General features: G+C 35.7%; 26 protein-coding genes and 1 pseudogene. 17 read left to right on the top strand and 10 right to left on the bottom strand.

The window, feature by feature from the left end; all coding sequences use genetic code 11:
* Positions 1 to 7 precede the first annotated feature (7 nt).
* Positions 8 to 589, bottom strand: coding sequence for a DUF6434 domain-containing protein (locus ABH957_RS06390; protein WP_404456565.1), 582 nt, complete (start codon positions 587 to 589; stop codon positions 8 to 10).
* Positions 590 to 693: 104 nt separating this feature from the next.
* Here ABH957_RS06390 and ABH957_RS06385 point away from each other — a divergent pair.
* A pseudogene (locus ABH957_RS06385) lies at positions 694 to 1136 on the top strand (NUDIX hydrolase).
* A 234-nt stretch (positions 1137 to 1370) separates the two neighbouring features.
* On the opposite strand, the gene ABH957_RS06380 reads toward ABH957_RS06385, so the two are convergent.
* Positions 1371 to 2573, bottom strand: coding sequence for an alanyl-tRNA editing protein (locus ABH957_RS06380; protein WP_404456567.1), 1203 nt, complete (start codon positions 2571 to 2573; stop codon positions 1371 to 1373).
* 133 nt (positions 2574 to 2706) lie between these two features.
* Here ABH957_RS06380 and ABH957_RS06375 point away from each other — a divergent pair, with 133 nt between their 5' ends.
* Complete coding sequence (locus ABH957_RS06375) at positions 2707 to 3099, top strand: hypothetical protein (protein ID WP_002137716.1); 393 nt, start codon at positions 2707 to 2709, stop codon at positions 3097 to 3099.
* 84 nt (positions 3100 to 3183) lie between these two features.
* Positions 3184 to 4422 (top strand): MDR family MFS transporter, encoded by a 1239-nt coding sequence (locus tag ABH957_RS06370; RefSeq protein WP_002014277.1) that lies wholly within the window; start codon positions 3184 to 3186, stop codon positions 4420 to 4422.
* 58 nt (positions 4423 to 4480) lie between these two features.
* Here the strand turns inward: ABH957_RS06370 and ABH957_RS06365 are convergent, their stop codons facing one another.
* Both ABH957_RS06365 and ABH957_RS06360 read right to left on the bottom strand, forming a co-directional pair.
* Positions 4481 to 4861 carry an Hsp20/alpha crystallin family protein gene (locus ABH957_RS06365; protein ID WP_002014278.1) on the bottom strand — a complete coding sequence of 127 codons (381 nt, stop codon included), beginning with the start codon at positions 4859 to 4861 and terminating at the stop codon, positions 4481 to 4483.
* 125 nt (positions 4862 to 4986) lie between these two features.
* Complete coding sequence (locus ABH957_RS06360) at positions 4987 to 5130, bottom strand: small acid-soluble spore protein P (protein ID WP_002014281.1); 144 nt, start codon at positions 5128 to 5130, stop codon at positions 4987 to 4989.
* Positions 5131 to 5251: 121 nt separating this feature from the next.
* On the opposite strand from ABH957_RS06360, the gene ABH957_RS06355 reads away from it, so the two are divergent.
* Positions 5252 to 5515 (top strand): hypothetical protein, encoded by a 264-nt coding sequence (locus tag ABH957_RS06355; protein ID WP_002014282.1) that lies wholly within the window; start codon positions 5252 to 5254, stop codon positions 5513 to 5515.
* Positions 5516 to 5560: 45 nt separating this feature from the next.
* A complete protein-coding gene (gene pdaB, locus ABH957_RS06350) occupies positions 5561 to 6286 on the top strand; it encodes a polysaccharide deacetylase family sporulation protein PdaB (RefSeq protein WP_404456570.1) in 726 nt (241 codons plus the stop codon).
* 37 nt (positions 6287 to 6323) lie between these two features.
* Here the strand turns inward: pdaB and sspO are convergent, their stop codons facing one another.
* The gene (gene sspO / locus ABH957_RS06345) at positions 6324 to 6473 is read right to left on the bottom strand and encodes an acid-soluble spore protein SspO (RefSeq protein ID WP_000518057.1); all 150 of its coding nucleotides are present in this window, start codon (positions 6471 to 6473) and stop codon (positions 6324 to 6326) included.
* 279 nt (positions 6474 to 6752) lie between these two features.
* Here sspO and acnA point away from each other — a divergent pair, with 279 nt between their 5' ends.
* Both acnA and ABH957_RS06335 read left to right on the top strand, forming a co-directional pair.
* Positions 6753 to 9476 (top strand): aconitate hydratase AcnA, encoded by a 2724-nt coding sequence (gene acnA, locus ABH957_RS06340; protein WP_404456572.1) that lies wholly within the window; start codon positions 6753 to 6755, stop codon positions 9474 to 9476.
* A 69-nt stretch (positions 9477 to 9545) separates the two neighbouring features.
* Positions 9546 to 11261: an ABC transporter ATP-binding protein gene (locus ABH957_RS06335; RefSeq protein ID WP_404456574.1), complete on the top strand. Its 1716-nt coding sequence runs from the start codon at positions 9546 to 9548 to the stop codon at positions 11259 to 11261.
* Positions 11262 to 11283: 22 nt separating this feature from the next.
* Here ABH957_RS06335 and ABH957_RS06330 read toward each other — a convergent pair whose 3' ends face one another.
* Together ABH957_RS06330 and ABH957_RS06325 are read right to left on the bottom strand one after the other, a co-directional pair.
* Positions 11284 to 11616, bottom strand: a complete 333-nt coding sequence (locus ABH957_RS06330; RefSeq protein WP_080784617.1) for a YmzC family protein — start codon at positions 11614 to 11616, stop codon at positions 11284 to 11286.
* Positions 11617 to 11627: 11 nt separating this feature from the next.
* Positions 11628 to 11840 carry a hypothetical protein gene (locus ABH957_RS06325; protein ID WP_002033553.1) on the bottom strand — a complete coding sequence of 71 codons (213 nt, stop codon included), beginning with the start codon at positions 11838 to 11840 and terminating at the stop codon, positions 11628 to 11630.
* 481 nt (positions 11841 to 12321) lie between these two features.
* Here ABH957_RS06325 and ABH957_RS06320 point away from each other — a divergent pair, with 481 nt between their 5' ends.
* The 4 genes from ABH957_RS06320 (at position 12322) to sspN (ending at position 14415) form a co-directional block, all read left to right on the top strand.
* Positions 12322 to 12897, top strand: a complete 576-nt coding sequence (locus ABH957_RS06320; RefSeq protein ID WP_002128499.1) for a TlpA family protein disulfide reductase — start codon at positions 12322 to 12324, stop codon at positions 12895 to 12897.
* A 117-nt stretch (positions 12898 to 13014) separates the two neighbouring features.
* A complete protein-coding gene (locus ABH957_RS06315; protein WP_404456577.1) occupies positions 13015 to 13962 on the top strand; it encodes a 3'-5' exonuclease in 948 nt (315 codons plus the stop codon).
* Positions 13963 to 14093: 131 nt separating this feature from the next.
* Positions 14094 to 14237 (top strand): FbpB family small basic protein, encoded by a 144-nt coding sequence (locus ABH957_RS06310; protein ID WP_002014298.1) that lies wholly within the window; start codon positions 14094 to 14096, stop codon positions 14235 to 14237.
* Between the two features lie 43 nt (positions 14238 to 14280).
* Positions 14281 to 14415, top strand: a complete 135-nt coding sequence (gene sspN / locus ABH957_RS06305) for an acid-soluble spore protein SspN (RefSeq protein WP_000527988.1) — start codon at positions 14281 to 14283, stop codon at positions 14413 to 14415.
* Between the two features lie 76 nt (positions 14416 to 14491).
* Here sspN and ABH957_RS06300 read toward each other — a convergent pair whose 3' ends face one another.
* Positions 14492 to 15784, bottom strand: a complete 1293-nt coding sequence (locus ABH957_RS06300; RefSeq protein ID WP_002014302.1) for a glycoside hydrolase family 18 protein — start codon at positions 15782 to 15784, stop codon at positions 14492 to 14494.
* A gap of 109 nt (positions 15785 to 15893) precedes the next feature.
* On the opposite strand from ABH957_RS06300, the gene ABH957_RS06295 reads away from it, so the two are divergent.
* On the top strand, positions 15894 to 16313 hold the full coding sequence (locus ABH957_RS06295) for an acyl-CoA thioesterase (RefSeq protein WP_000495812.1): 420 nt from the start codon (positions 15894 to 15896) through the stop codon (positions 16311 to 16313).
* A 77-nt stretch (positions 16314 to 16390) separates the two neighbouring features.
* Here the strand turns inward: ABH957_RS06295 and ABH957_RS06290 are convergent, their stop codons facing one another.
* Both ABH957_RS06290 and plsY read right to left on the bottom strand, forming a co-directional pair.
* Positions 16391 to 16681: a HesB/YadR/YfhF family protein gene (locus ABH957_RS06290; RefSeq protein WP_404456579.1), complete on the bottom strand. Its 291-nt coding sequence runs from the start codon at positions 16679 to 16681 to the stop codon at positions 16391 to 16393.
* A gap of 109 nt (positions 16682 to 16790) precedes the next feature.
* Positions 16791 to 17387 (bottom strand): glycerol-3-phosphate 1-O-acyltransferase PlsY, encoded by a 597-nt coding sequence (plsY, locus tag ABH957_RS06285; protein WP_002014306.1) that lies wholly within the window; start codon positions 17385 to 17387, stop codon positions 16791 to 16793.
* Positions 17388 to 17612: 225 nt separating this feature from the next.
* Here plsY and ABH957_RS06280 point away from each other — a divergent pair, with 225 nt between their 5' ends.
* The 5 genes from ABH957_RS06280 (at position 17613) to ABH957_RS06260 (ending at position 22552) form a co-directional block, all read left to right on the top strand.
* Positions 17613 to 19469: an anaerobic ribonucleoside triphosphate reductase gene (locus ABH957_RS06280; protein WP_404510785.1), complete on the top strand. Its 1857-nt coding sequence runs from the start codon at positions 17613 to 17615 to the stop codon at positions 19467 to 19469.
* A complete protein-coding gene (nrdG, locus tag ABH957_RS06275; protein WP_016092073.1) occupies positions 19466 to 19918 on the top strand; it encodes an anaerobic ribonucleoside-triphosphate reductase activating protein in 453 nt (150 codons plus the stop codon). Before ABH957_RS06280 ends, nrdG begins: the two co-directional genes overlap by 4 nt.
* Before the next feature lie 18 nt (positions 19919 to 19936).
* A complete protein-coding gene (locus ABH957_RS06270) occupies positions 19937 to 20614 on the top strand; it encodes a response regulator transcription factor (RefSeq protein ID WP_002087776.1) in 678 nt (225 codons plus the stop codon).
* A 203-nt stretch (positions 20615 to 20817) separates the two neighbouring features.
* Positions 20818 to 22059 carry a S1C family serine protease gene (locus tag ABH957_RS06265; RefSeq protein ID WP_016092072.1) on the top strand — a complete coding sequence of 414 codons (1242 nt, stop codon included), beginning with the start codon at positions 20818 to 20820 and terminating at the stop codon, positions 22057 to 22059.
* A gap of 79 nt (positions 22060 to 22138) precedes the next feature.
* Positions 22139 to 22552, top strand: a complete 414-nt coding sequence (locus tag ABH957_RS06260) for a CoA-binding protein (RefSeq protein ID WP_016092071.1) — start codon at positions 22139 to 22141, stop codon at positions 22550 to 22552.
* Positions 22553 to 22749 lie beyond the last annotated feature (197 nt).

Genomic DNA, 22749 nt, shown 5'->3' with positions numbered 1-22749 from the left:
AAGTTAATTAGTTTTCTACTTTTTGAGGAATATAAGCGTTGCTACCAGGCTTTGCTTTTATTTCATCCCAAGCAGCGATAGCATCAGCTTTTGATTTTCCTTTGTTATATGGGTCTTCAAAAAAAGCGCGCGTAAAACGATTGTATTCAAATTGTGTACCGATAGTTGTTTTGTATGTAGGATCTTTTTTTCGTTTGTTTTCTTCATGCCAAAACATTATCGCGTTTTCATATGTTTTTCCGATATTCTCTTTAAAAAACTTTTGAAGGGCTACTGTAAAGCGGAAGTTTGCTCCAATTTTTTCTTTGAAAAAAGCACGCACATCTTCACTACAACGATGATTTTCGGTAATGATTGTTTGTAAAGAAAGTTCTTTATGGGAAACGGCTGTTTTACTCACTTTTTGATGAAAACTGTTTTGTAATACTTTACCCGTAGTTAAATAATGTGAGATACGCCCGCTTATTTCGATCTTAGAGCCACTAGTTGGTAAATCATGATCACGACAAAATGTTTGCAGTTCTGTTTTTAACCAATAATAGTTTTTGAAATCTTCAAGAGATATAGACTTTGTTAAAGGTGGGCGCATGAATATAACAACTTCTTTCTTCCATAATTTCCTTTAATTATAAAACGTACGTTCTTTTTATGGAAGGATTAATTTGTAAATTTAATAGGAAGAAGAGGGAGATTATGACTGATTTAATGCAAGTTCGTGTTACGGGAATTTTAATTGAAGATGAAAAGGTGTGCTAGTACAACAAAACGTTGCTAATCGGAATTGGTCTTTACCTGGGGGAAGGGTAGAGAATGGTGAAACGTTAGAAGAAGCAATGATTCGAGAAATGAAAGAAGAAACAGGGTTAGAAGTTAAAATTAAGAAGCTACTCTACGTTTGTGACAGACCAGATGCTAGCCCATCTTTATTACATATTACATTTTTACTTGAAAAGGTAGAAGGTGAAATTACGCTTCCTTCTAACGAGTTTGATCATAATCCGATTCATGATGTACAAATGGTAGCGATAGAAGAATTAAGTAGTTATGGTTTTTCTGAGAGGTTCATTAAACTTGCATCTGAAAAGTTCTTGAACGCAGGAAGTTATCAAGGATTAAAACAAAATATTGGTTTGTAAACATAGGAGGAGGCTGTTATTGTGCAGCAGTCTCCTCTTACTCTATAAGTTGTATTTATATTCGTATTTTGTCGGTAAATCGATATTTCTTATATAAGCGTTGATATATTGCGAGTTGTGATAGATATATTTGCAGAATCGTTCATATAATTTCATTTACTGTACTACTGTGCACGAAACAGAAAAAAGAAGTGGATGTCACACAGTTCAATGACATCCACTTCATAAAATAATCTACACTGCAGATTGTAAAGAAGAAACAAGTTGATTTAAAAACTCGTCCCCAGTCATAATTGCTTTTCCACCGCCGCGAGCACTTTTTTTATTTCCGCCACCTTTTCCTTCAATAGAAGGAAGGGCATCTTTTAAAAGAGCATTCATATCGAGTATCACTGCTTTACCACAAGCAAGAATACATTGTAATTTTTCCCCATTTTCAATAACGAAATATGTAATTGCGTGTTCTTTTTGTTCTGTAATAATAGCGGATAGTTTTGCGATTTCTTGCATGGAACGATTTGTAAATACTTTAGAAATGAGTATTCCAGCGTATATTTCTGCAGGTTGTTGTAATAGTTCATTTGCCTCTGCAAATAATAATTTTTCATTCATTGCTTGTACTGCTTTTTCGTTTTCTTTTTGGGAGTTAAGAAGCTGTGCCACTTTTACTGGAATATCAGTTTCGCTACTGTTCAATTGCTTAGAAACATCTGTTAATATTTGTTGATGTTGTCCCATTAATTTAAGAGAACGCCAACCAGCAATAAATGTTAAGCGTATACCACCTTTATTGCGCTCCCATCCTAGTACTTGAATAGGACCTACTTCACCTGTATGCTTCGGATGTGTTCCACCACAACCGTTATAATCATAGTTTTCGATAATAACAACGCGTATATTTTCTGTCAAAGTTGGTTCTTTGCGAAGGGGTAATGCTTTGGCCTCTTCTAAGTTCATCCATTCAATACGAATAGGGTGGTTTTCAAAAACAATTTGATTAGCAATTTGTGCAGCCTTCTCAATCGTTTCTGTAGGCAGGTTTGCCGTTTCTAAATCAATTGTTACCGTTTCTTTTCCAAGATGGAATCCGATCGTCGGTATGTTAAAATGATCCCAAAAAGCAGCGGATAAAATGTGCTGAGCTGTATGTTGCTGCATATGATCAAAACGGCGCTCCCAATCTATTTTACCCTCTACTTCTTCTGTATGTAATTGTTCTATTATGAAATGACGAATTTCTCCATTTACTTCTTGAACGTTACTTACCGGAATACCATTTAAGGTTCCAGTGTCGTGTGGTTGCCCGCCGCCTGCTGGATAAAATGCAGTTTCATTTAAGACAACATATAAGTTTCCTTCTGTATCATGCTCTTGTTTTATAACTTTAGTTGTAAAGGTTTGCTGATAAGCATCGATGTAATATAATTTTTTCTCCAATTTTCTTTCCCCTTTCGTGTTAGCTAGTTTCATTGTAAAGCAATTGAAATTAGTTTCCTAATATTTCAGAAGAAAGAAACTTTTTTTAGAATTTTCTTGCTATAATAAGAAGAAAATGCGGGGGGGAATGAAAATGCCATATGAAAACGGCGTAGATAAATTGCTTAGTTTAAGCAGAAATATTTCCGAATTATATCGAGAATTAAATGAGATGACCCGGATTTTAACGGATTGTAATCGAGAAAGTGTGAAATTTGATCGGTTATATGTAAAGGAGTTACTTTGGAAAAAAGAAGATGTCATAGAGAAGTATGAACAATTACTCGTCCAGCTTTGTATTAATGAATGCTTTGATTTAAAAAGTGTAATTACTGGCGAATATAAGTATACATATGAAGAAGTAGAAAGCATTGTTTTAGAATTTAATGAAAAGTATAACGTAGCTATTTTGATTAAAGATGTTTGTAAAGAACTACAGTTTACATATGGAATTGATATGGAAATAACGAGAACAGCTCGGGTATAAACATCTCAAGTATAGAAAAAGGAAAAAGAAAGCAGATCCTTTGCTTTCTTTTTTTATGTAGGAAAAGGGAGAGTAGGTTTAAAGATGAAGGGGAAGTTACAAAATATTCATCCACTTGGAATGAGTATCATTATAGGGACATTATTTGCTAGGTTTGCAACTTCAATGAGCATTCCTTTTTTAGCGATTTATTTAACGACTGTTAAAGACGTATCGGCTGGAATGACCGGTGCTATCATTGGAACGAGTGCGCTTGTTGGAGTGTTTGCTAGTTTTATTGGGGGCAATTTATCTGATCGATTTGGTCGAAAGATGATTATAATATGGTCCATGATTGTTTGGGTGTTTGTATTTATAGGATTTTCAGTTGCAGAGCATGTTTTGAGTTTCTTTCTATTAAACGCTTTGAATGGCTTATGTCGTTCTTTTTTTGAACCGACATCAAGAGCTTTATTATCAGATTTAACGAAACCAGAGTATCGTTTACTCGTATATAATTTGCGTTACGGTGCAATAAATGTTGGAGTAGCGATGGGTCCACTTGTTGGATTACAGATTGGAAGTGCAAAATCAACGATTCCTTTTTTAGTAGCCGCTGGAGTGTACATTTTATATACAGTTATATTAGCGTTTCAATTTAAGAAATATCCACTTGATAAAAAGAAAGTAGCTACAGAAAATCCGGTCACAATGTTAAGTGCGGTTCGGATTTTGCGAAAAGACATAGTATTTTTAGTTGCTTTAGTCGGAATCATTTTGAGTAATAGTGGTTTTTCACATTTAACGACGACACTATCTCAATATTTTGCAAACGCACATATATTTCAAGATGGAGTAAAGTTGTTCTCATATATGCTAACTTTAAATGCGATTACAGTAGTAGTTATTCAATACCCTGTTATTCAAATGTGTAAAAAGTATACGCCGTTAGCATCTATTATGGTTGGAACGTTATTTGTGAGCGGGGGATTGTTTGGATTTGGACTAGTAGAATCTATGTTAGGGGCTGCTATATGTACAATTATTTTTACATTCGGAGAAGTATTAATGTTTTCAATGACAGATGTATTTATTGATGAGATAGCTGTTCCACATTTGAAAGGGACATATTTTGGAGCTATGGGATTTTCAGGAATTGGAGTAGTAATTGGTCCTTGGTTTGGCGGGATACTTCTCGATCATTATGGATATCAAAATGGCTTTATAGTATTTTTAATATTAGCTATATTTTCAAGCATAGCGTTCCCAGTTCTTTTAGTGACAAAAGGTTTAATGAAAAAAAGATATATTAGAAATTCTAAAATAGAAATACATGCGAAATAACATGAGCCCGAGCAAACTAAAAGGTTGCTCGGGCTCATGTTTGTGTTTATAGTAATCCTTAATTTGAAAAAAGAACTTTCTTTTCATGCTTATTGGCAACTTCGTTTTTGGAAATATGAATGGCTAAACATCCATTCTCTAAACAGGCTAGCATCTTGTTATAAATGATATTAGTAGGTAAAGGAACAATCCGCTGTAAAGAAGTGTTTTTATAAAGTATACAAATGTTTAGGCCTGTCTCCATCTTTTTAATGAGTACATTTTGTGCAGTTGCATTTGGTACATCTGTTTCCAAAATGTATTCTTGTTCTGTTTCACAAAGGTCAATATGAATTTGATTTGGAAAACTAAAGTTGCTACAAGAATCAGAACAAAATTGATCCATCCATTCTTCGAAACCATCAACATGAAAAAGACAATCCTTCTTTTTCTTGCCCATGAAAGACACCCTCCGTAAAATCTCAATTCATACTATGTTATGCATGAATGAAATAGAGGTGAAGAACAAATAGAAAAATATAAACATTTTATGTGAAAGATACAGTGTGTGTGAATGCTTTTGCTTTACATATCATGATGTGCATGATTTTTTTGACGTGAATGATTACGATTTTTAACTTTGTGAGATCCACTTAAAGGTTCGGGCTGTCCAGAAGATTGCCCTTTTTTCTCGTTTTGACGATTAGATTGATTATTGTTTTTACCCATTGTATTTTACACCTCCTCTCCCTATTTAGAATGAGAGAAGTTTGCGAATTTATACGAGAATGTTTTTTGAGAAACGGGTAAAGATAAGTAGGACTAACTCATATAGGAAGGGGAAAGTGTTATGCCATATCATAAAGATAAGCAACAGGCTTTTCAGGCCGCGCAGCAAGGGGTTGTTCAAGCGGAAAATATATTCAATAATATTGTGAAAAATGACCCGAATTACGGCCATGATTTAAAAGAGTTACGCCAAGAAGTGCAAGAGGCGTACGAACAAATTCAAAATGCACTTGAAGTAGCATCAGAAACGCAGCGTCCACAACTTGAGCAATATGAAAGTAATCTCCAAAATATTATGCGAAATGTAGATCAAATAGAAAAGTGAAAAGGTTGTTGTGAATTCAACAATCTCATTACTTTTAGTGCTACTATGCTGAAACGAAAAATTATTCTATCAATTTTTTCTTTAATTTGTGCAGTACATATATTTCAAGTGGACAAAGTGGAAGCTAAAATGTTGTTAAGAAAAGAGCTAGAGCCAACTGGCTATGTAACATGGGAAGTACCAAATAATGAAAAAATTATCGCAATTACATTTGATGATGGACCGGACCCAACTTATACACCGCAAGTATTAGAGTTATTACGTCAATATAAAGCGGAAGCGACTTTTTTTATGATTGGCTTTCGAGTTCAGCGTAATCCGTACTTAGTAAAGCGAGTGTTGAAAGAAGGGCATGAAATCGGAAATCATACGATGAATCATTTGTATGCGAGTAATTCATCAGATGAAAAATTAGAACATGATATTTTAAATGGAAAGAAATATTTTGAAAAATGGGTGAAAGAACCTTTATTGTTCCGTCCGCCAGGTGGATATATTAATGATGCTGTATTTACTACGGCAAAAAAAGCTGGGTATCAAATTGTTCTATGGTCATGGCATCAAGACCCTCGTGATTGGGCGAATCCAGGTACAGAATCCATAGTAAATCATGTTGTGAAAAATGCTAAAAGTGGAGATATTGTACTGTTGCACGATGGAGGAAGTGATCGTAGTCAAACAGTGGCGGCATTAGCAAAAATTTTACCTGAGCTGAAAAAGCAGGGTTATCGATTTGTAACAGTTTCGGAGTTGTTACGTTATAAACATTAGAGAAAATCCCAAAAGGTATACCTTTTGGGATTTTTCGTTACTGATTCTTTTTTCGTTTTTTATTATTTTGTCGCTCTGCCGGAGTTAAAGGTTCATTTGCGAACTCTTCGTTATAACCAGTTCCTTGTCCTTGTGCGGATGCAGCATTCATTCCTGAAATAGTATGATTTGCTTTTCGTTTACCCATTTTTTCTCACCTCTATAATATTTTTTATAGATAAATCATGAGTTGTTCATAACATATATGAACGTAAAGTAGAGTGCTTTACTTTACAATAATAGTATTTATAAGGAGCATGGACACTATTCAAATTTAGAAAGATAAAGAAAACTTATTATAATCCATAAGTTTCTTATTATTTACTTATTTAGAAAGTTGTAATAAGATATTATCGTAAGGTATTGAAAAGTTTGTCTACATTTTATATTCAGACAAATTAGTCACGTTTAACAGGGGGGAAACATAATGGTCAAACATAATCCATTTCAATCACGTGCAACTTTTGAACTAGATGGAAAGACGTATCATTATTATCAATTGAAAGCGCTTGAAAACGCAGGGGTTGGCAACGTATCTCAATTACCATATTCCGTGAAAGTTTTACTTGAATCTGTACTTCGTCAAGTAGACGGACGCGTAATTACAGAAGAACACGTTACAAATTTAGCGAAATGGGGAACGAAAGATGTTCAAGATATCGATGTTCCGTTTAAACCATCTCGCGTAATCTTACAAGACTTCACAGGTGTTCCAGCTGTTGTAGATTTGGCTTCGCTTCGTAAAGCAATGGCAGACATGGGTGGGGATCCTGACAAAATTAATCCTGAAATTACTGTAGACCTTGTAATTGACCACTCTGTACAGGTTGATAGAGCGGGTACGGCAGACTCGCTTGCATTCAACATGGACTTAGAGTTTAAACGTAATGAAGAACGTTATAAATTTTTAAGCTGGGCACAGAAATCATTTGATAACTACCGTGCAGTTCCACCAGCAACAGGTATTGTACACCAAGTAAATCTTGAATATTTAGCACCGGTTGTTCATGCGGTGAAAAATGCTGAAGGTGACTTAGTTGCATACCCAGATTCATTAGTTGGAACAGACTCACATACAACAATGATTAATGGTATCGGTGTTCTTGGATGGGGCGTTGGTGGTATTGAAGCAGAAGCAGGAATGCTTGGACAGCCTTCATATTTCCCAGTACCTGAAGTAATCGGTGTGAAATTAACTGGTACACTTCCAAGTGGTACAACAGCAACTGACGTTGCATTAAAAGTAACACAAGTGTTACGTCAAAAAGGTGTAGTTGGTAAATTTGTTGAGTTCTTCGGTAATGGACTAAAGAGCATGCCTTTAGCTGACCGCGCAACAATTTCAAATATGGCACCAGAATACGGTGCAACTTGTGGATTCTTCCCAATCGACGACATTTCATTAGAATACTTACGTTTAACAGGTAGAGATGAAGAGCAAATTCGCGTTGTTGAAGAATATTGTAAAGCAAACGGTTTATTCTATACAGCAGATAGTAAAGATCCAATCTATACTGATCTTGTTGAAATTGATTTAAATACAATCGAATCTAACCTTTCTGGACCGAAACGTCCGCAAGATTTAATCCCGCTTTCAGATATGAAAGAGGAGTTCCATAAAGCTGTTGTAGCACCAGTTGGAACACAAGGACTTGGATTCAATGAGCAAGAGTTTGATAAAGAAGTGAAAGTTACATTGAAAGATCAAGAAGTAACGATGAAAACAGGTGGAATTGCAATCGCTGCAATTACAAGCTGTACAAATACGTCAAATCCGTACGTGTTAATTGGAGCAGGGTTAGTTGCGAAGAAAGCAATTGAAAAAGGACTTAAAGTACCTGGTTACGTAAAAACATCGTTAGCACCAGGATCTAAAGTTGTTACAGAGTACTTAGATAAGTCTGGTTTAACAACGTATTTAGATCAATTAGGTTTCCAAACAGTTGGTTACGGCTGTACGACTTGTATCGGTAACTCTGGTCCATTAGCAGAGGAATTAGAAGAAGCAATCGCAGCAAATGATTTATTAGTAACATCTGTTCTATCTGGTAACCGTAACTTTGAAGGTCGTATTCATCCACTTGTAAAAGCAAACTACTTAGCATCACCACCACTTGTTGTGGCATATGCACTTGCAGGTACTGTTGATATTGACCTGAAAAATGATGAAATCGGTAAAGATGTAAATGGTAATGCTGTTTACTTTAATGATATTTGGCCATCAGCTAAAGAAATTGAAGATGTAGTTCAAAGTGTTGTTACATCTGAATTGTTCAAAAAAGAATATGCACAAGTATTTAACAGCAATGAGCGCTGGAATGAAATCCAAACTTCAAATGAAGCTTTATATACTTGGGATAATGATTCAACATACATTCAAAACCCACCGTTCTTCGAAGGATTATCTAAAGAGCCAGGTGAAGTTGAAACGTTATCAGGTTTACGCATAGTTGGTAAATTTGGTGATTCTGTAACAACAGACCACATTTCACCAGCAGGTTCAATTGGTAAGCACACGCCAGCTGGACGTTATTTACTAGAAAACGGCGTACAACCAGTCGACTTTAACTCTTACGGTTCTCGTCGTGGTAACCATGAAGTTATGATGCGTGGTACATTTGCAAACATCCGTATTAAAAACCAAATCGCACCAGGAACAGAAGGCGGATATACAACATATTGGCCAACTGGTGAAGTAACATCTATCTATGATGCTGCGATGAAATATAAAGAAGATGGCACAGGCCTTCTAGTTGTTGCTGGTAAAGACTACGGTATGGGAAGTTCTCGTGACTGGGCTGCGAAAGGTACAAACTTATTAGGTATTAAAGCAGTAATCGCAGAAAGCTTCGAGCGTATTCACCGCAGTAACTTAGTGTTAATGGGCGTATTACCATTACAATTTAAAGATGGCGACAGTGCTGAAACATTAGGTCTTGTTGGTGACGAGTCATTTGAAATTCAAATTGACAAAACGGTTAGACCACGTGATCTTGTAAAAGTAGTTGCAATCAATGCAGAAGGAAAAGAGAAGCAATTTGAAGTAGTAGCTCGTTTCGATAGTGAAGTTGAAATTGACTACTACCGTCACGGTGGTATCTTGCAAATGGTTCTTCGTTCGAAAATCGAAGAGTCTAAAGTATCAAACTAAATAATTGAAATGAATGATAAGGAAGCTAACATTTGTTAGCTTCCTTACTTTATGTACAGAGGGAAAGGGATGAAACCACTTGGTTTCATCCCTTTCCTTTTATTATGCAAAATTGGGGGAATGACAATGAATGAGTATAGAAGAATAATGTTGCCGCTGTTGCAAGAAAAGCTATTGCTAATTAGTGCGATTTGTAGCGGAATAGTAGCTGCCATTTTAAATTTATCCCGTCCGCTATTTATGGGGCTAATTGTAGATAACCTTATTCAGCGGGAGTTAAAAGGTACGTATGTATATATTGCTTTGTTTGCGGGGAGCCGCTTTTTGATGTGGGTGAACAATCTGTTATTTAATTATGTAAGCTCAAAAGTAAGTCAGCGAATATTACGAGAGAAGCGTATAGATGTATTACGTCATTTTTTCTTATTACCGTTTGAAGAAAGTGAGAAGGTAAAACAAGGGGAGTTAGAAACATTAGTCGTTTCTGATATTCCGAATTGGGTAAGGTTATATGGATCTATATTAATAGAATACATCCACGCCATTGCACAATTTATTGGTGCGTTCATAGCTCTACAACATATCGATGTACAGTTCATATGGTGGATAACCCCGTTTTTATTTTTAAGTGCAATTGTTCCAATGCTTATGGGGGGAAAAGTAAGAAATATTGCAAGTATTGCTCAAAAAAATCAATCAAGTGTTGTAGAGATGATGTCACAGTTTGTAAAAGGTATACAAGATTTACGTAGTTTACAAAAAGAAAAATGGGCAATTCATTTGTTTAAAGGAGTGACGGCACAATCTTATAAAACAGAAGTAAAGAAGACGATGATACAACATTGTATTGGGATAGTTGGAACGGTAAAAGAAACAGGAGCATATATAGTTGTTCTTATTATAGGAGCAAAAAAAATAATAAAAGGGGATATGGAAGTCGGTTCGCTTGTGGCGGTATTAGCTACAATTGAGATGTTATTTTTCCCCGTTCGTTATGCGAGTGATTTATTGATGATGACACAAGTTGCTATTGCTTCGGCAAATCGAGTTTTTGGCTTTTTAGATATACCGGCTGAATACAGAAATGTAGAAAGAGCGATGGGAATGAAATTAACAAACGTTTCATTTCAAGAGAACGGTGAAGAGAGATGTAGAATTAAAAATATACATTTGCAAATTAATCCCGGTGAACTCGTTATTATTGTGGGGGAAAGTGGTGCAGGAAAAACGACGCTTTTAAAATTAATCACGGGTTTATATAAACCATCTACTGGTAGTATTGCTTATTACGGTAATAAAGCTCGTATGACTACTATATGGCAGGAACCTCGTTTTTTTCGAACGACAGTAAAAGAGAATATGTATTTTGGGGAAGGGGTCTTAGAAAAACAGTTAGAAAAAAATATTGAACTTGTAAATGCGAAGTCAATTATCAGGAGTTTATCTAAAGGGATTCAGACTGTACTACATAAAAGCGGTGAAGAGTTTTCGGGAGGAGAGAGAAAGCGTCTTGCATTATTGCGAGCGATTGTATCAAATCCGAATCTCATTATTCTAGATGAACCGACTGCGGGATTAGATCTGAGCAATCAAGAAGTGGTTTGGAATATGCTTAAAGGGCTAGAGGAGAATGTAACGAGAATTGTGACGACACATGATGTCGAGAGGGCGATGATAGCGGATCGGATTGTTGTCATGAAGAATGGAATTATTGTGGAATGTGGGGATCCTAGAGAATTATTAAATTGTAAGTCATTGTTTAAAGAGATGCTAATAAAAAGATAAGAGCTATATAGCGCTCTTATCTTTATTCACTCTTATTAAGTTGATACGTATAAGAATCAGTATCGTTAGTGCTAAACTCTTTGACTAGAGTAAGTTGATTTGTATCCGGATTATATTTGAAAATTTTGAGCGTACGTTCGCTACTTAGTGATGGATTATATTCTTGAATAGCAAATGTATTTTCAGCAATCTGTGTCATATTACTGGTTGAAACGTTTTCTACGGCATCATGATTTGTAGAAATTTCAACAACTCTTTCACCGTTGAAAAATAAAAGAACGATTACTAAAACAACTAAACATATTCGTATATAGCGAAGTTCTTTACTTATAGGATGTTCTCCCAAAATAATCATCCTTTCTATAACTATTGTATAGTAGTGGTAGTCATCGTGAAGAAACTAAGAATACCGAGACCGGCTAAAAGGATAAATGAGATTAAAGCGATAAAGAGACAAATACGCCCAACTTGCTTTTTTTCAGGATCTTTACTGAAGAGCGAGATGATCCAAGTGATAATCCCGATTGGGGAAAATATAAAACTAAGAATATATAATAGTATTTTTTCAAATAGATTCATAAAAATCCCCCTTTTTGAAAGTTCTACATGTGCAGTTTTCTTCGTATTAGCGCTGGCGTTATGTAGGAAAGTACAGAATAAACAGCACTATAAACAATCCAAGCGTCTAAGTTTTGTAAAGCGAGGTGTATATCAAATCCCGAGACGATAACGAAAAATATAAGTGGAACAGTAAAAGAAATAATAATTACAGCCCATTTGAATTTGTATAGTAAGGCGCTAAAAAAAATACATAGTAACGGTAAAGTGAAGAAAACAAAAGTAAAAGGGTTGATAAGTAATTGTAAAATACATATCACCTCGCAGGTTTTGTATTTATTTCTAATTATATGATAAAAAGGTAAATATTTCATCTTAACTGAAAATATTCTAACTATTTCGAATGTGAATATTTCCAAGCTTGTCCGTATAAGCTAAAATAAGGTATATAGTATTTTGGTGATTATGTAATAAGAAGATAAACACGTAAGGGTGATATAATATGTGGCGGAAGCTTACCATTATTGTAGTGTTACTTTGTTTAGCGGGATATGCAGCTTATGAACAGTTTGGTAAAGAGGATCAAGTAATGCAAGAAAAGCCTGCCAAAAGTGAAGCTGCTATGAAAGAGATTTTCGCAAGGAACGGTATTGAAATTGGAAAGAGCGCACCAGATTTTGAATTAGCAAAGATAGATGGAACGAATGTAAAGTTATCCAATTTAAAAGGAAAGAAAGTTATTTTAAACTTTTGGGCAACGTGGTGTGGGCCTTGTCAGCAAGAAATGCCTGATATGGAGGCCTTTTATAAAGAACATAAAGAAAACGTAGAAATTTTAGCTATAAACTATACTCCTTCAGAAAAAGGAGGGGGAGAAGAAAAGGTAAGGAACTTCGCTAAAGAAAAAGGAATTACTTTTCCTATTTTATTGGACAAGAACATTGATGTGACAACAGCGTATAAAGTAATTACCATTCCAACTTCTTATTTTATTGATACAGAAGGTGTTATTCAAGATAAGTTTATTGGACCGATGACTCAAAAAGAGATGGAGAAAAGGATTGCTAAATTAAAATAACGGTGAAAAGGTAGAGGTGGAGAGTTGCCATTTCTGCCTTTTCTTTTTCAAGTAGTGATGGCTACATGGTATGATAAAAGAAATATAAACGTTTAGAGATAAAGGAGTGTATTTGGAGTGGGGAATATATCCTTACCGTTAGATTATGTTGTAATTGATTTTGAAACAACAGGATTTAACCCTTATAATGATAAAATTATTCAAGTAGCAGCAGTGAAATATCACAATCATGAACTAGTAGATCAGTTTGTTTCGTATGTGAATCCAGAGCGTTCAATTCCGGACCGAATAACAAGTTTAACAGGTATTACAAATTATCGTGTTTCAGATGCACCGACGATTGAAGAAGTATTACCTTTATTTTTAGCATTTTTACATACAAATGTTATTGTCGCTCATAATGCATCTTTTGATATGCGTTTTTTAAAAAGTAATGTAAATATGCTTGGACTACCTGAGCCTAAAAATAACGTTATTGATACTGTGTTTTTAGCGAAAAAATATATGAAGCATGCGCCTAATCATAAACTTGAAACGTTAAAACGAATGCTTGGAATTCGCTTAAGTTCTCATAATGCATTTGACGACTGTATTACGTGTGCGGCTGTTTATCAAAAATGTGCAGCTGTTGAAGAAGAAGGAAAAAGAAAAGCGAATAAGGAAGTACTTGATGAAACAGCGGTATTTGAAGCGGTAAAAGAAATGCTTGTACGAAATAAACGTGATATTGATTGGATTCGTTGTATGAATGTTGGGAGTTATTTAGATATAAAAGCTTTTTACCCAATTATAAGGTTAAAGGTCAAAGGGCGAAAGAAATATGTGTTAACAGAAAAAATGGAAGACGATGTAAGAGAAATTTGTACGAGCTTAACATACGAGGCAGCATTGAAAAGTGAGATTGGCAACACGAGAATTATGATTGACAGTGTAGAGGACATTTTGAAGCTAGAGAGCTACATTGTAGAAGAATACGATTCTGTATTACGAGCGCTGGATGAATATAGAGCAAATAAAGTAAATGCGGATGAAGAAATTAAAAAATATTTAAATATGATGGTGTAAAAAATCCCATGTGCAATATATGCGCATGGGATTTTTTATCAAAACATAAAATTTTCTTGCAAATCTGATTAAAGAGTTTTTCATTTGCTCATACTATGTAATAAGAAAGCGTTGAAGAAAGGGTGAGCAACATGAGAAGAAGTCGCCGTAGATCGTTTGAAGAACTTGTAAATGAAAATAAACAACAATTATTAAGCGATCGTGATGCAATGGATCGAATTGAAAAACGAATTGAAAAACGTTATGAAATGAAACTTTTTAAGCAGGCTGAATAATTCTTAACACTAGTACGATACTAGTGTTAAGGAGGCGATAGTAATGGGTAATCCGAAAAAAAATTCAAAAGACTTTGCACCAAATCAAATTGGAACACAATCGAAAAAAGCTGGTGGCAATAAAGGGAAGCAAATGCAAGACCAAACTGGCAAACAACCAATTGTTGATAACGGTTAAAAAAAGGAGAATGTCATCATTCTCCTTTTTGTGCGTTTGGATAATATTGTAAAAATATTTAAAAAGCTGACTTTCGTCAGCCTTTTTTCGTAATTGTAAAGTTTTCAACGAGTAAACGCCAATTTTGTGGGAATGGTAGACCAATCTTCCAATAGCTAATACCGCCAATGCCTTGTTCTTTCATTAAATTGAATTTACTTTGAATAGACCTCGAATCTTCAAACCAAACCTCGTGTTGTACGCCGTTTTCATCAAAGTAATTAAAATGTGGAGCTTGGGCTGTGAAATCATAGCGGATAGGAACATTGTATTTACGAGCAAGTGCAACAGCTGCGACAGAGCTAACTGCTTTTGCGGGTGGATTCCCTTGTTTGAACGGAAGTTTCCAATCAAATCCATATAAATTTTGCCCCATCATAATTTTTTGTGGAGGCATTTGAGATTTTGCATATTGAAGTACTTCTTTCACAGGACCAATAGGGGAAATCGCCATTGGTGGGCCACCTTGCCAACCCCAGTCGTATGTCATAATGACGACGAAATCAACAATTTGTCCTTGTGCTTTATAATCGTGAGCCTCAAAAAATTTCCCTTTTTGATTGGAACTTGTTTTCGGTACAAGCGTTGTACTTAATGTGTACCCGCTAGGTAAGCGTGTTTTCACATTTCGTAAAAAACGATTATAGGCTTCGCGATCTTCAGGTGCCACACTCTCGAAATCGAAATGAATGTCTCGCATGCCATATTTTTCAGCTGTTTGCAAAATGTTAGTAATAAACTTGTTTTGAATTGTTGCATCGCGTAAAATAACCGAGGTCAGATCGGCACTGAAATTTCCATTTTCGATATTTGTAATAACGAGCATAGGGATGGTTTTACCTTGCGTTGCAATATTAGCGATTTTCGCTGTTTCGGTTGGTTCTTTTAATGTACCGTCTCTTTTTGCTTCAAAACTAAAGTAGGCTAAATATGTTAAAAATGGGTTGATAGCACGTGTAGCAGTTACTAAACTTTCTTTTATCGGTATTGTTGAAGGTTGTAAATAAGCAATGGATTCTACTGCTCGTTTTGTTCCTTTCGGTATATATAATTGCTGTCCGACATGGAGAATAGATTTTAATGAAAGGTTATTAACTTTAGCTAAACTGGCGAGAGGAACGTTATACGTTTGAGAAATTCGATAAAGGCTGTCGCCAGGCTGTACATAATAATTATTGCCTTTCGTATTAACGATAAGTGCCTGACCAACAACGAGTGTTTCGGCTGGATTTAGTCCATTGTCTTTTACAATCTCTTCAGGTGTAGATCCATATTTTGAGGCTAAACTATATACGCTATCACCGCTACGAACAGTTACAATTTGAATCATGTGCTTGCCCCTTTCGGTAAAAGATTCACTGTTTTTATTTTATTTTTGATTCCACTGTATTATGATTAAATGTATGCAAGGGAACAGAAGTGAAAGAAGGCGAATAGAAATGTTTGTAGCAGAACATGAAGTTGAAATCCGTTATGCGGAAACAGATCAAATGGGTGTTGTTTACCATTCAAACTATTTAGTGTGGCTTGAACTAGGGCGCACGAAACTTATACAAGATTTAGGATTTTCATATGTTGAAATGGAGAAAGAGGGAATTATTTCTCCTGTGTTAGACTTACAAATTTCATATCGTAAAGCGATGCGTTATGGAGAAAAAGCTATTGTGAAAACGTGGGTTGATACTGTGAGCCCGCTCCGCGTTGTATATGGATATGAAATTTATAATGGTGATGGCGAACTTTGTATTACTGCAAGCACGACGAATATTTGTGCGAAAAAAGAAGGGTTCCGCCCTGTATCATTTAAAAAATTATATCCTGAGTGGTATGCGAAATATGAGGAAATTAAAAAGAAATAAAGTGAAACTTTAATCAGTGGGGGTCTTACTACCCGCAAATAGCAGGATAAAAAAAGCGTGGCAGAAGCCACGCTTTTTTATTTTTCATAATTAAATTGAGGGAAATCATCACCGTCGTTAAATGTAACAGATAAATTATGTCCATCGAAGAACCACTCATCATCGCCTTCAATAAAGAAGTTAATACCTTCTTCTTGAGTTTGAACAGCAGGGTGCGCAGGGTCATCTTTACGAATACCTAAAGAAAGTCCTTTTTGCACAGTACTGCAACCGCCGTATTGTACGAAAAGGCGTATTGTTTCACCCGATTGTAAGTTTAATTCGTTTTTATACCATTGTGCTGCTTCTTTTGTTACGGAAAGATTCATGTATAGTTCCTCCAAATTATGTTGCTTTTTCTTTTAGTATAAAAAATAACGCAAAAAGACGCTATTAATATGCTTCACGTTTTCTTTTTGCGTTATGTGGGTTACGATCTTATTTTTGCTTTTTTGAAAAGTTTGCTTTTGGTTCAGTTTTATTTATAATTCGTCCGATATTTGCACGGTGTTTATAAATAACCATACCTGCTAATAAACACATCGCAATAATGAAGATTTTATCCCCGCTAACAATGGATGCAATAACAGCAACGACAGCTGTTATCATAGAAGAAAGTGATACGTATCTTGTTGTAAATAAAAGGCTGAAAAAGACAACAGCTAATATTGCAAAAACAACTGGTGAATAGCATAATAGCACCCCAGCAGAAGTTGCAACTGCTTTCCCACCGCGGAATTTTGCGAAGATCGGATAGACATGTCCAAGAACAGCGGCTAATCCAAACCATAGTGGGTGAATATCTGACCCGAAAATAATCGGTAGACCTGTTGCTAATGTACCTTTTAAAATGTCAGCAATTGTTACGATAAAACCTGCTTTTTTCCCTAATGTACGGAATGTATTTGTTCCGCCTAGATTACCGCTTCCATGCTCACGAATGTCGATTCCATAACCAATTTTTCCAACGACTAATGCAAATGGAATCGAACCGAGTAGATAGGCAACGATAAATAAAAGATATGTAATAACCATGAGTTCAGTCTCCTTTATACAAATGTGTTGATAAAGGGTAAAAAGAGTTTTTCCCATTTATTGTACCATACATTTGTAAAGAGCACATTTCTTTTTTATAAATGAAAAAGTCATTAATTTTTAAAAAAACTTTCACAGGAATGTTACATTTTTCACAGGAACAGAAGAACTATATGTTGTATGATTTTAATCAAAAGACAACAACATGTTGGTGGAGGGTTATGAATGTTGAAACAAAATGTACGTGGAGAAGAATTAATGAAAGTATTTGAGACAATTATCCACGGTAATGAACAAGATTTAATGCAGGAAAATGCAAATGTAGATGGTCGATCTCCAATGGGGGTAATGGGAACGTTCGCATCTGAGAGCGCAAAGTATTATGCAGTAGAAAAATTATTATCAGATCAAGTGAAAAAAGCGATAGATCAAAATATATTATATCCACATGATTTAGATTTTTATGCAACAGGAACGACGACTTGTTCGCAAATTCCGTTAGCGCAAATGCTAGCTAACGGTTTTCATACTGGACATGGACATATGAGACAACCACAAGACATTAAAAGTGCGTTGGCGCTTTCTTCAATTATTTTTCAGGCGAACCAAAATATGCAGCACGGTGGTCAATCGTTTGCACTCTTTGATATTGATTTAGCTCCATATGTGAGAAAAACAGTAAAGAGACATAAAAAACGACTACAGTCATATCCGCTTACGAAAGAACAAATAGAGGAATTTGCATGGAAAGAAACAGAAAATGATACGTATCAGGCGTGTGAGGCTTTCGTTCATAATTCAAATAGTATGCATAGTAGGGGCGGGGGACAAGTACCGTTTATTTCTATTAACTACGGAACAGACACATCGAAAGAAGGAAGACTGTTAATTAAGCAGCTGTTAAAAGCAACGCAAGCTGGTCTTGGGAAAGGGGAAACACCGATTTTTCCTATTCAAATTTTCAAAATGAAAAAAGGTGTGAACTTTGAAGAGTGTGATCCGAACTATGATTTATTTGAATTAGCGTTAGAAACGACCGCTGAGCGATTATTCCCTAACTTTTCGTTTTTAGATGCTCCGTTTAATGCAGTGCACTATGATGGACGACCTGAAAGTGAAGTATGTTATATGGGGTGCCGTACTCGTGTTATGTCTAATATACATGGGGAAGAAACAGCAATTGGAAGAGGGAATTTATCGTTTACTTCTATTAATTTAGTGAAATTAGCGCTAATTAGTGGTTCAAAAGAAGCGTTTTTTGAAGCGCTAAGTTATTATTTAGATTTAGGCGTTAAGCAATTATTAGAGAGATTTGCTTATCAATGTACAAAGAGAGCAAGAGATTTTCAGTTCTTATATTCACAAGGTGTATGGCGCGGTGGAGAGACGTTACAACCTGAAGATGCTGTGGCGCCGATTTTAAAACAAGGGACGTTAAGTCTTGGCTTTATCGGTCTTGCAGAATGTTTAGTAGCATTAACAGGAAAGCACCATGGAGAAAATGAAGAATCGTGGAAGCTTGGATATGAAATCATTTCCTTTATGAGGAAGAGAATGGATAAGGCGACGGAAGAACATCAACTGAATTTCTCAATAATTGCAACGCCTGCCGAAGGGTTATCAGGTAAGTTTGTGAAGAAAGATAGAGAAGAATTTGGTTTAATTAGCGGTGTGACAAATCATAATTATTATACAAATTCGTTCCATGTACCGGTGTATTACAATATTCAAGCTATAGATAAAATTCGATTAGAAGGACCGTTTCACGCTCTTTGTAATGGCGGACATATTACGTACATTGAACTAGATGGTGCAGCTGTGCATAATCAAAAGGCGTTAAAGCAAATTGTACAAGCGATGGCGCAGTACGGCGTAGGCTACGGTTCAATTAACCATCCTGTCGATCGTTGTAAGTGCTGTAGTTATCATGGCATTATCGGGAATGAATGTCCGAGCTGCGGAAATGAAGATGAGAATGAAATAGAAAGAATTCGCCGCATAACAGGATATCTTGTAGGAGATATGTCGAAGTGGAATAGTGCGAAACGTAGTGAAGAGATGGATCGGGTGAAGCATAAATGAAAGTTATGAATATCATTCATGATAGTGTAGTAGATGGAGAAGGGTTGCGGACAGTCGTGTTTTTTGCGGGCTGTCCGCATCGTTGTTTCGGATGCCATAACCCGAAATCTTGGAATGTTTGCAATGGAACTGAAATGACGGTAGAAGAAATTGTGAAAGAGATTGAAAGTAATTCATTAACAGATGTAACATTTTCAGGTGGAGATCCATTCTTCCAAGCTGCTGAAGTGAAAAAAGTAGCAAAAGCTGTGCAAGATTTGAAAAAAAATCTATGGATGTATACAGGTTATACGTTAGAAGAGATACAGAGTTCTCGAAATAATGATATGATAGAGTTGTTACAGTATGGGGATGTTTTAGTCGATGGAAGATTTGAAATCGAGAAAAAAGATTTAACACTTCCATTTCGCGGAAGCTCCAATCAACGTATTATTCGATTGAAAGAGTAAAAAGGCGGGATAGATTATATGAATAAAACAGTATTACTTGTTGAAGATGAAAGAAGATTACGTGAAATTGTTAGTGATTATTTTCGTAATGAAGGCTTTGAAGTAATCGAAGCGGAAGATGGAAAAAAAGCGCTAGAATTATTTGCTGAACATACAATTGATTTAATTATGTTAGATATTATGTTACCAGAAATAGATGGTTGGTCTGTTTGTAGACGAATTAGAAAAGAGTCAGCGGTACCAATTATTATGCTGACAGCACGTTCTGATGAGGATGATACATTACTAGGCTTTGAACTAGGGGCAGATGAGTATGTAACAAAACCTTTTAGTCCGAAAGTGTTAGTAGCTCGTGCAAAGACGTTATTGAAACGTGCGGATGGAGCAGTAGGAGTATCAGAAGAAAATACTATGTCTTTAGCTGGAATAGAAGTGAATCGACTATCTAGAACAGTTTTAGTAGATGGTGAAGAAATTATATTGACACATAAGGAGTTTGAGCTTCTCGTTTATTTAATGGAGAACAAAGGAATTGTGTTGTCACGTCAACATTTATTAGATCAGTTATGGGGATATGATTACTACGGTGATGACCGAACGGTTGATACACATATTAAAAAACTGCGAAATAAGCTAGGAGATAAGGCGAAGCATATCGGCACTGTTATTCGAGTAGGTTACAAATTCGAAGAATAACCTTTAAGCTACTATGCATCCCGGCTTTGGGATATAGCAAATTTACACTCTCCTTTGTAGGTGGAATGTACAAAAAATACGTTTCTTGTCTACAATGGTAGATAGGAGTATTTTTTTAATTGGATTTCACGATGAGTTCACAAGAAGGACACAAAATGTGACTATACTGAAAGTACGAATTCACCAGGGAGGGGAAATAAAACATGGGATATTACGACGGACCGAATTTGAATGAAGAGCATAGTGAAACGAGAGAAGTGAAAAAATCAGGTAGTAAAAAAGGATATTTTTTCACAGGTTTAGTTGGAGCTGTAGTCGGGGCGGTTTCGATTAGTTTTGCAGCACCGTACATGCCATGGGTGCAAAATAATGATGCAGCTGTTTCGTCATTCAATTCTAATAAACAAGTAGAAGGAACTGTAGTTCCAGTTGTAAATAAAGCGAAAAATGAAACTGATTTACCGGGAATGATCGAAGGCGCGAAGGATGTTGTTGTAGGTGTGATTAATATGCAACAAAGTGTTGATCCATTTGCGATGCAACCGACAGGTCAAGAACAAACAGCTGGTACAGGCTCAGGTGTTATTTATAAAAAAGCAGGAAATAAAGCATATATCGTAACAAATAACCACGTAGTAGATGGTGCAAATAAACTTGCCGTTAAACTAAGCGATGGAAAGCAAGTCGATGCAAAATTAGTTGGTAAGGACCCTTGGTTGGACTTAGCTGTTGTAGAGATTGATGGATCTAATGTGAATAAAGTTGCAAGTTTAGGTGATTCCAGTAAAATCCGTGCGGGTGAAAAAGCAATTGCAATCGGTAATCCATTAGGATTTGATGGAAGTGTAACGGAGGGTATCATCAGTAGTAAAGAGCGTGAAATTCCAGTTGATATTGATGGTGATAAACGTCCTGATTGGCAAGCACAAGTTATTCAAACAGATGCAGCGATTAACCCTGGTAACAGTGGTGGTGCACTATTTAACCAAAACGGTGAGGTAATCGGTATTAACTCAAGTAAAATAGCTCAGCAATCAGTAGAGGGTATTGGTTTTGCAATTCCAATTAACATTGCAAAACCAGTTATTGAATCACTTGAAAAAGATGGAGTGGTGAAACGTCCAGCACTAGGAGTCGGTGTCGTTTCATTAGAAGATGTGCAAGCTTATGCAGTAAATCAATTAAAAGTGCCAAAAGAAGTAACAAATGGAGTTGTATTAGGTAAAATTTATCCAATATCACCAGCGGAAAAAGCTGGTTTAGAGCAATATGATATAGTAGTAGCGTTAGATGATCAAAAAGTAGAAAATTCACTTCAATTCCGTAAATATTTATATGAAAAGAAAAAAGTAGGCGAGAAAGTAGAAGTTACATTCTATCGCAATGGTCAAAAAATGACGAAATCAGCTACGTTAGCAGATAATTCAGCTACTAAGAATCAATAATCGGAATAAAAGAAAGTCTCTTTCATGTTGAAAGAGACTTTCTTTATCGGATATACTAAAGGAATAGGAGGGATTAATTATGGCAATTGAAAACCCAACTCGTACGGAAATTGGTGAAGTATTAAAGAAAAGTAAAACGATTGCAGTTGTTGGATTATCAGATAAGCCAGAACGCACATCGTATATGGTTTCAAAAGCAATGCAAGATGCTGGGTACCGCATTATTCCAGTAAATCCAACAGTAGATGAAGTACTCGGAGAAAAGGCGGTTTCTTCACTGACGGATATTAAAGAACATGTTGATATTGTAAATGTGTTTCGTCGCTCAGAATTTTTAAAGGATGTTGCGGAAGAGTTTGTAGAGATTGATGCAGATGTTTTCTGGGCACAATTAGGAGTACAAGATGAAGATACATATAAACTTTTACAAGAAAAAGGCTACACAGTAATAATGGATCGTTGCATTAAAGTAGAGCATGTAATGACAAAATAGTATAGATTTTAAAGATAGAAAGATTGATTCAGCCCTCGCTTTTTACATAAGTAGGGCGGATGAACGAGGTGTTCATCATGAGATTTTTTAAAGGCTGTTTTTGGGGATTATTACTTGTTATCCCATTTTGGATATTGATCATTTGGATCATGATAAAGGTTTGGAATGTATAATGTTGGAATACATATCCATTTCTC

This window comes from Bacillus sp. RC242, assembly GCF_044908245.1.
Classification (GTDB): domain Bacteria; phylum Bacillota; class Bacilli; order Bacillales; family Bacillaceae_G; genus Bacillus_A; species Bacillus_A mycoides.
This window is presented reverse-complemented; position numbering and strand designations above follow the sequence as displayed.